Origin of the sequence: Pseudoalteromonas sp. NCCP-2140, from assembly GCF_023708065.1 — a bacterium.
In the GTDB taxonomy this organism is placed as follows: domain Bacteria; phylum Pseudomonadota; class Gammaproteobacteria; order Enterobacterales; family Alteromonadaceae; genus Pseudoalteromonas.
Map to the genome: position 1 here is coordinate 339465 of NZ_BRCZ01000005.1, position 6187 is coordinate 345651.

5 protein-coding genes and 1 pseudogene are annotated in these 6187 nt (G+C 41.3%); 4 read left to right on the forward strand and 2 right to left on the reverse strand.

Annotated elements, in window-relative coordinates:
• The first annotated feature begins 109 nt into the window (after positions 1 to 109).
• The gene (locus NFU46_RS12990; protein ID WP_251602373.1) at positions 110 to 1516 is read left to right on the forward strand and encodes a YfcC family protein; all 1407 of its coding nucleotides are present in this window, start codon (positions 110 to 112) and stop codon (positions 1514 to 1516) included.
• A gap of 245 nt (positions 1517 to 1761) precedes the next feature.
• Here NFU46_RS12990 and NFU46_RS12995 read toward each other — a convergent pair whose 3' ends face one another.
• Positions 1762 to 2733, reverse strand: coding sequence for an integron integrase (locus NFU46_RS12995; RefSeq protein ID WP_251602376.1), 972 nt, complete (start codon positions 2731 to 2733; stop codon positions 1762 to 1764).
• A gap of 251 nt (positions 2734 to 2984) precedes the next feature.
• Here NFU46_RS12995 and NFU46_RS13000 point away from each other — a divergent pair, with 251 nt between their 5' ends.
• Positions 2985 to 3209 (forward strand): hypothetical protein, encoded by a 225-nt coding sequence (locus NFU46_RS13000; protein ID WP_251602378.1) that lies wholly within the window; start codon positions 2985 to 2987, stop codon positions 3207 to 3209.
• A gap of 178 nt (positions 3210 to 3387) precedes the next feature.
• Positions 3388 to 3960 carry a hypothetical protein gene (locus NFU46_RS13005; RefSeq protein ID WP_166340863.1) on the forward strand — a complete coding sequence of 191 codons (573 nt, stop codon included), beginning with the start codon at positions 3388 to 3390 and terminating at the stop codon, positions 3958 to 3960.
• A gap of 406 nt (positions 3961 to 4366) precedes the next feature.
• On the opposite strand, the pseudogene NFU46_RS13010 reads toward NFU46_RS13005, so the two are convergent.
• A pseudogene (locus NFU46_RS13010) lies at positions 4367 to 5521 on the reverse strand (IS110 family transposase).
• A gap of 132 nt (positions 5522 to 5653) precedes the next feature.
• Here NFU46_RS13010 and NFU46_RS13015 point away from each other — a divergent pair.
• A partial coding sequence (locus tag NFU46_RS13015; protein ID WP_251602380.1) for a DUF7010 family protein occupies positions 5654 to 6187 on the forward strand: 534 nt, incomplete at its 3' end.

Genomic DNA, 6187 nt, shown 5'->3' on the forward strand with positions numbered 1-6187 from the left:
TATCTGAATTATTACAATCATTAACAGTGTGGGCATTTTAGAGACAACCTATCAGCTTTTATCATGTTATGATTTCAAGAATTTAACCTAACATAATTACGGAGAATAAATGGGTTTACGTTTTAAAGTTCCACATACCCTGATACTGCTGCTGGGAATGATGGTTGTTGCGCTTATTGCTACCTGGTTAGTACCACAAGGTTTTTTCACTACTACATTAAGTGAATCAGGCCGAGAAATGGTTGTTGCGGGCACCTATCAAACAGTTGCTGAGCGCCATTACTTAACTCCATGGGATTTATTACAAGCCATACCTCGTGCTTTTGCTGCTGCTCAAGATGTTATTTTCTTTGTGTTAATTGTTGGCGGTGTATTAGCTGTTGCACGTGCCACAGGCACTGTTGATGCTCTCATTGGTAGGCTTTTAGAGCGACACGGTAAAAAACCACAACGATTAATCTTTATGGTGGTGTTTTGCTTTGCCTTAGCATCAAGCAGTATTGGTACCGCCGGTGAATATATTCCTTTTGTTATTATTCTTGTCGCGCTTTGTAAGGCAATGCGCCTAGATGCAATGACTGCCGTAGGTATGATAGTTGCTGGTTATGGTATTGGTTATGGTGTTTCGGCATTTAACCCATTTACTGTATTAATCGCACAACAAATTGCAGGTATTCCTGTTTACTCTGGCCTATGGTTACGTTTAGCTATATTTATTCCATTTGTGCTCATTGGTTTTCATCATGTTTGGCAATACACCAAAAAGGTAGCGAACGATCCGTCTAAATCGATGATGATTGGCGTGCCTTGCCCACTTGAAAATCACACAGCAACAAGTTACCCAGCACTTGCCCTGCGCCATAAACTAGTTTTAGGAAGCTTTATTATTACCCTTGCAATTGCAGTATGGGGCATCGCAACGAAGGGCTGGTACTTATACGAGCTAGGTGGTGTTTTTATTGCGTGGGGTGTGGTTGTCGCCATCTTAGGCAAACTATCTGCTGATGAAGCAGCAAACAAATTTATAGAAGGCGTGTCTGATCTTGTTACCACCGCAGTGTTAATTGGTGTTGCACGGGGTATCGCCCTTATCTTAGAAGACGGCCAAATCCTGCATAGCCTTGTACATGGCATGTCGTTGCCGCTTTCTTATGTATCAGCTGAAATATCTGCAATTGGCATGTTGGTTATTCAAACCCTGCTTAATACCTTTATTCCTTCTGGTTCAGGGCAAGCTTATGTCACCATGCCACTAATGGCCCCACTAGGTGATTTAGTGGGTGTACCAAGACAAGTTGCCGTGCTTGCATATCAATTTGGTGATGGCTTTTCAAATATGATCATTCCGACCAATGCTGTACTTATGGGCATTTTAGGCATGGCTGGTGTGCCTTACGGCCATTGGTTTAGATTCTGCTTACCACTACTAATTAAACTAATGGTCGCAGCATCGGTTGTATTAGTTTTAGCAGTAATGTTTGGCTATGGCTTAGATGTGCAGCCCACACTTAAGTAAGTTAGTTGATTTTAAAAAGCGCCCTAGGCGCTTTTTTGTTATGTTTTGAGCTCTTTTTAGCAAAACATATTTGGCAAAATGAGTTTTAAGTGAAAGTCAGTTTTGTACAAAATCATACCTTCAAGCGTAACTCGCTTCTGCCCCAAAATAAGTTAGGTTAAATGCTCTAACTGCTGCTTTGAGCAATCAAGAAACGGTCCAAGCCCTACACATTGAATGATAAGTTAACGCACCTTTAATAATAGCTAGAAAATTTTGCTTAATGGGCTTACAACACCGTTTGCTCCTTGTTGTAAAACATGGGTGTAAATCTGTGTGGTTTTGACATCAGAATGGCCCAATTGTGCTTGAACGGTGCGAATATCGGCGCCACTTTGCAATAGGTGCGTTGCAAATGAATGACGCAAGGTATGAGGCGTAATAACCTTTGTAATATTGGTTTGCTTTAATGCTTTTTTAATCGCTTTTCTAACACATGTAGGGTGGAAATGGTGGCGACGTATCTCGCCAGTTTCTGGGTCATCACTTAATTTGTAGGAAGGAAATAAGTATTGCCACGCTAGTGATTTATTAGCTGAGGGATATTTACGAGTTAAAGCGTTAGGCATCCACACACCTGCGTATCGCTCGTTTTGTAAATCTAATCTTAAATATTCTTCAACTTGCAAAATTTGATTTCTAAGTAGTGGGATCAACTCCGTTGTAAGAGTAACTATACGATGCTTGTTGCCTTTTCCGTTCCAAATTTGAATGCATTTGTAATCAAAATCAATGTCCTTTACTCGCAATTGCACCGCTTCCATCACACGCAAACCACTTCCATACATTAACCCCGTGATTAAGTAATATCGCTTGGAAAGATGACTCATCAATTGCTTTACTTCATCAGGCGTCATCACTACAGGCAGCTTGGGTTGTCGATTACTTCGTGCAAAATTCAAGTTTAAAGAAAGCTCATTTTTGACAATATGTTTATATAAAAAAGCGAGCGCATTTAAAGCTGCACTTTGTGTTCTAGGTGACATATTACGTTTTAATACAATATGGTCTAAAAACGCTTTGACTTCTGCATCTCCCATTGAGTTTGGGTGACGTTTGTTGTGAAAGTGAATAAATTTTGCGATCCAACCTAAATAAGCGTTAATTGTTCTTAATGAATACTGACGAGTGAGCATATAGTCTGCAATGTAGTTTAAATAAGGAGAGCGAGTTTTCATTTTCATTCCTTTGAAATAAAACTGTATATATATACAGTTTTAGCTCAGTCGCTCGTATAGTCAAGAAAACGACCCAATCGCTCGTTTTTATCCTGAGGTCAAAGCGAGAACTCCTAAATTTTAATAACACTGGTAATTAGTTAACAAGTTTGTTAGAAATAATCTAATAAGAAAAACGAGCTACGCTGTGGTAGAAATACGCGCGATTAGCTCGCTATAAACATGTTAGGTTTTCAAGGAGGATAAGTAATATGGATTCTATATTTGCAGGTGTTGGCGCGATCGGTGCGCTGTTTTATTTAATACTCATTTTACTTTGGATTACAGTGCCCATTTTTGTCTTTCTGATATCGAAGAGAGTAAAAAATATCAGAGACATGGGGATTGAGTATCGCAAGGAAATCAAAGAGCTAAATGCTAGCGTTAAATATCTCAAGCGTAAGTACAATGAGTCCATCGATATACCCAAGGAATAAGTGTCAGTGGATTAGTAAGAATGAGGTTGTATTGGGGCAAACCTAACAATCAAATAAAGTCGCTCGCAGGCTCGCTGGGACACCAACATGGCGGTTGTGTCGCTTCGCTCCGATTATAACCGCCATGTTTGCGCCCCTTATTTGGGTGTTAGGTATTGCGTTTAACTTCGGAGTTCGAATGAAAACATATATAAGCGCACTTTGCTGCATTGGCTTAATTGGGTGTGCAAGCACTGAAAATAACATTACTTTTTCAGGTCAACCAAACAAATATCAGGAACCTAAAGATGGTCCGGTAGCGTATTTAAGTCTTGAAACCACCAAGAAAACAGATGGTTTCGGATTCCAACCACATCCTCATACCGCAATTATCTATGAACGTTGCCAGCAAAAAGATAGCGGTAAAACTACATTTGGTTACGTTGGGGATTTACAAATTTCAACGGCTTTACCATTGGGCAATCCAGCGACAATTAAAGTTAAGGCAGATAATCCCATTTTTTTAGCTTTTGGTTTAATTCATCCAGTAAATGGATATAAGTGTATGTCTAAGCACCTGTTTACACCCGAAAATGGAAAAACCTACACATTTACAAACTCAACTAGTTGGTCTGCTTGCCCAACCGAGGCAGGAGTCATATCACAGGATGGTATTACACCAATAAACAACATGGAGATTCTAGATAACGCTGCGGTTTCTGAATTATTAGAAAAAGGCATCAATATAAACCGGGAACCATGCAATACCTAACAAACCAAGTCAGCGGGACACTAACACGTAGGCTTCCGTCACTTCGTTCCGTATTATAGCCTACGTGTTATTGCCCCTGCTTGGGGCGTTGGTATGACTCCCCATGTCAAGCAGGGTACACCGATCCCTGCCTAAACTTTTAAGCCTTTTATAATCTGTCTTTCACTCGATAAAGTGAGTTAACACATCGAATGAAGCAAGTAATGTCGTCGGTTATCATGCTGGTATCCGTGGATTACTCACTTTTATGAGCAGAGCCTACCTTACTTAACCCGTCGTAGCACCTGTCTTCAGTCTATGTTCGTGGTTCAATAATTATTGCTAATTACTGCCATCCTAACGCCCTCGGTGGTTGTGCCACACCCGATGCTTGATCCAATGTATTAACTCAAAGCCGATTTTCACTTTATGCCGGAACCCGTGCGATACGTAGTTTTGGGTTAACCGGACTTAATACTGTTTCTCTGGCAATCGCCCAGATATAGGCAATCATTTCCCGCGCAATAGCCGTTACCACCACATTATAATGCTTACCCTTATGCATCAGACGCTGATATCGACGACACAGCCTGAGTTGTGCCTGCCAGGCCATATCAACAATGTGTTTGGGCAACCCTTCTTGGCGCTTTTGTAGCTCGGTGGTCACCGCGGCTTGATAGCGATAACTGTGCGCTCCTTCCACCAACAGCCGTCTTGCTCGGCCATTACCACATTTGGTGATTGCCCCTAAATGACGCTTGCCACCACTGGAATGCTCTGAAGGGACTAAGCCTACATAACTCATTAATTTCCTTGGGTGGTCGAAGCGTGTTAAGTCGCCAAGCTCTGCAATCACACCTGCTGCTACCAACAGTTTGACACCACGCATGGCTTGTATGGCTTTCACTACGGGATAATACCGCCAGTTTCTGACCTGATACTCAAGTTCATTGTCGAGTCGTCTCAGCCTATTAATCCACTCATTAATGGTTTGAATGTATTCCTGTAATACAATTTGTTGAGCTGGATGAGGCAGCACCAATTCAGTGAGCCAACGAAGGTGTTTGAGCGACCAGTTAGCAGTGCCAGCATAATTTATATTATTACGCAGTAATAGCGCTTTAAGTTGATATTTGGCGTCTTTTAAATCTTTCATGGCAACTTCACGGGCGCGAGATAAATCGCGAACAGCTTCATCTTCCGGCTCTGGCACATAAATAGGTGTAAGGTCTTCTGTTTTAAGTAGCTTTGCGAGCTTCATGGCATCACGTTTATCGGTTTTAACACGTTCACCTGGTTTTTTAGGAATGAGAGAAGGGGCAACCACATAGCAGCAATGACCAAGGCTAGTGATTAACCGATAAATCCAGTAACCGCAGGGGCCAGCCTCATAGACAAAGTGAAGCGTTGCATCAGGGTATTTAGATTCAAAGTGACGAACTAGTTTTTAAACGGCTATTTTAGATGATGGCGCTCTACCAAAGTGCACAGGTTGTGCGCCTCGATGGTCTTCAATATAGGCGACTTCATTGAATTCTTTATGTGTATCAAGTCCGATAAAAAGTATGCTATGTTTGTTCATGCTAGCCTCTGCTGTTTAGTTATTTGACAAACTAATTATGGCTCTGGCTTTTAGCTAACCCACGAAAATGCAGAGGCTAGCACCTCGTGGGGAGTCATTATGTCTATGCGGCAATCTAAGTAGGATAATTTGATGAATTTTGTTGAGTTTCAAAAAAATATGCGAGGGGCTTACGTGGGAGGTGCAACTGGTGTTTTAGCATCGGGCATTGTTTGGATCTTAGCTGGAGCAATTGGAACTTACTCTTCTTCTTTAACAGCTATGCTCGCTCTGTTCTTCGGTGGTATGTTTATATTTCCTCTTTCTATACTTTTTTCAAAACTGCTTTCTGCGTCAGGAAAACACGACTCTAAAAACAAACTAGGACCTCTAGCCTTAGAAACTCTTCCAACCCTTTTTGGTGGGCTGCTAGTGGCCTTTTATGTGGCTCAATTCAAACTGGAATTATTTTTCCCAATCATGTTGTTAGCAATTGGCGCTCGCTATTTTTCCTTCCAAACATTGTATGGCCTTAAAGAATACTGGATATTGGGTGCTGCATTGATATTTGCTGGCATCTCATGCACCGTACTAAGTTTGCCTTTTATATCAGGCGCTTTTATTGGTGGGGCTTTGGAATTAATCTTTGCGTTAATTATATTCAGAAAAACACGAGCGGTTGTTTCG

What these genes read in the sequence shown, in the direction of transcription:
- NFU46_RS13000 (WP_251602378.1), top strand. Translation starts at nt 2,985, where the DNA reads ATGGATTCTATATTTGCAGGTGTTGGCGCGATCGGTGCGCTGTTTTAT.
- NFU46_RS13005 (WP_166340863.1), top strand. Translation starts at nt 3,388, where the DNA reads ATGAAAACATATATAAGCGCACTTTGCTGCATTGGCTTAATTGGGTGT.
- NFU46_RS12995 (WP_251602376.1), bottom strand. Translation starts at nt 2,733, where the DNA reads ATGAAAACTCGCTCTCCTTATTTAAACTACATTGCAGACTATATGCTC.
- NFU46_RS12990 (WP_251602373.1), top strand. Translation starts at nt 110, where the DNA reads ATGGGTTTACGTTTTAAAGTTCCACATACCCTGATACTGCTGCTGGGA.